Genomic DNA, 1,962 nt, shown 5'->3' on the forward strand with positions numbered 1-1,962 from the left:
GCTCGAAACCTACCGCGCCCACGTTTCCGAACGCGGCGCGCTCGGAATTCCGCCGCTGCCGCTGTCGGCCAAGCAGACCGAGGGGCTGATCGCCCTGCTGCGCGAGCCGCCGAAGGGCGAAGAGGGCTTCCTGGTCGAGCTCCTGACCCATCGCGTTCCCGCCGGCGTCGACGACGCCGCCCGCATCAAGGCCGGCTTCCTCGATGCCGTCGCCAAGGGCGTCGAGACGAACGCGCTCGTCTCCCGCAAGCTGGCGACCGAACTGCTCGCCACCATGCTCGGCGGCTTCAACATCAAGCCGCTGATCGATCTGCTGGCCGATGCGGAGGTCGGCGCCGTGGCGGCCGAGGGTCTGAAGAAGACCCTGCTTATGTTCGACTATTTCCACGACGTGAAGGTGCTCGCCGACAAGGGCAACGCCAACGCCGCGGCCGTGCTGCAGTCGTGGGCCGACGCCGAGTGGTTCACCTCGCGTCCCGAGGTCCCGGCGTCGCTGACGCTGACCGTCTTCAAGGTGACCGGCGAGACCAACACCGACGATCTGTCGCCGGCCCCCGATGCCTCGACCCGCCCCGACATCCCGCTGCATGCGCTCGCCATGCTGAAGAACCCGCGCGCCGGCATCGAGCCCGACGAGGCGGGCGCCCGCGGCCCGACCAAGCAGCTCGCCGCCCTCATCGCCAAGGGCCATCCGGTGGCCTATGTCGGCGACGTCGTCGGCACCGGCTCGTCGCGCAAGTCGGCGACCAACTCGGTCCTGTGGTTCATCGGCGAGGACATCCCGTATGTCCCGAACAAGCGCTTCGGCGGCGTCTGCCTCGGCACCAAGATCGCCCCGATCTTCTACAACACGATGGAAGACGCCGGCGCGCTGCCGATCGAACTCGACGTCTCCCAGTTCGAGACCGGCGACGTCATCGAGCTGCGTCCCTATGACGGCAAGGCGCTGAAGAACGGCGTCGTCGTCGCCGAGTTCAAGGTCAAGTCCGACGTCCTGTTCGACGAGGTGCGCGCCGGTGGCCGTATCCCGCTGATCATCGGCCGCGGCCTCACCGCCAAGGCCCGCGAGGCGCTCGGCCTGCCGGTCTCGACGCTGTTCCGCCTGCCGTCGGTACCGCACGACAGCGGCAAGGGCTTCACCCTCGCCCAGAAGATGGTCGGCCGCGCCTGCGGTCTCGCCGAGGGCAAGGGCATCCGTCCCGGCACCTACTGCGAGCCGAAGATGACGACGGTGGGTAGCCAAGACACCACCGGCCCGATGACCCGCGACGAGCTCAAGGACCTCGCCTGCCTCGGCTTCTCGGCCGATCTGGTGATGCAGTCCTTCTGCCACACCGCGGCCTATCCGAAGCTGGTCGACGTGCAGACCCATCACGAGCTGCCGACCTTCATCTCCAACCGCGGCGGCGTCTCGCTGCGGCCGGGTGACGGCGTCATCCACTCGTGGCTGAACCGCCTGCTGCTGCCCGACACCGTCGGCACCGGCGGCGACAGCCACACCCGCTTCCCGATCGGCATCTCGTTCCCGGCCGGCTCCGGCCTCGTCGCCTTCGCGGCGGCGACCGGCGTCATGCCGCTCGACATGCCGGAATCGGTGCTCGTCCGCTTCAAGGGCGAGATGCAGCCGGGCATCACGCTGCGCGACCTCGTCAACGCCATTCCGATGGCGGCGATCAGGGCCGGCGACCTGACGGTCGAGAAGAAGGGCAAGAAGAACGTCTTCAACGGCCGCATCCTGGAGATCGAGGGTCTGCCGACCCTCAAGGTAGAACAGGCCTTCGAGCTCTCGGACGCCTCGGCCGAGCGCTCCGCCGCCGCCTGCTCGGTGCGCCTCTCCAAGGAGCCGATCATCGAGTACATGACCTCGAACATCGTGCTGATGAAGTGGATGATCGCCAACGGCTACGAGGACCGTCGCAGCCTCGAGCGCCGCATCGCGGCGATGGAGGCCTGGATCGCCAA

The 1,962-nt window shown here is 68.2% G+C and carries 1 protein-coding gene; it reads left to right on the forward strand.

Annotation, left to right across the window (positions count from 1 at the left end):
• A partial coding sequence (locus tag ACT53U_RS19570) for a bifunctional aconitate hydratase 2/2-methylisocitrate dehydratase (RefSeq protein ID WP_476157614.1) occupies positions 1-1,962 on the forward strand: 1,962 nt, incomplete at both ends.

Source organism: Pinisolibacter sp. DMC19 (assembly GCF_056313985.1).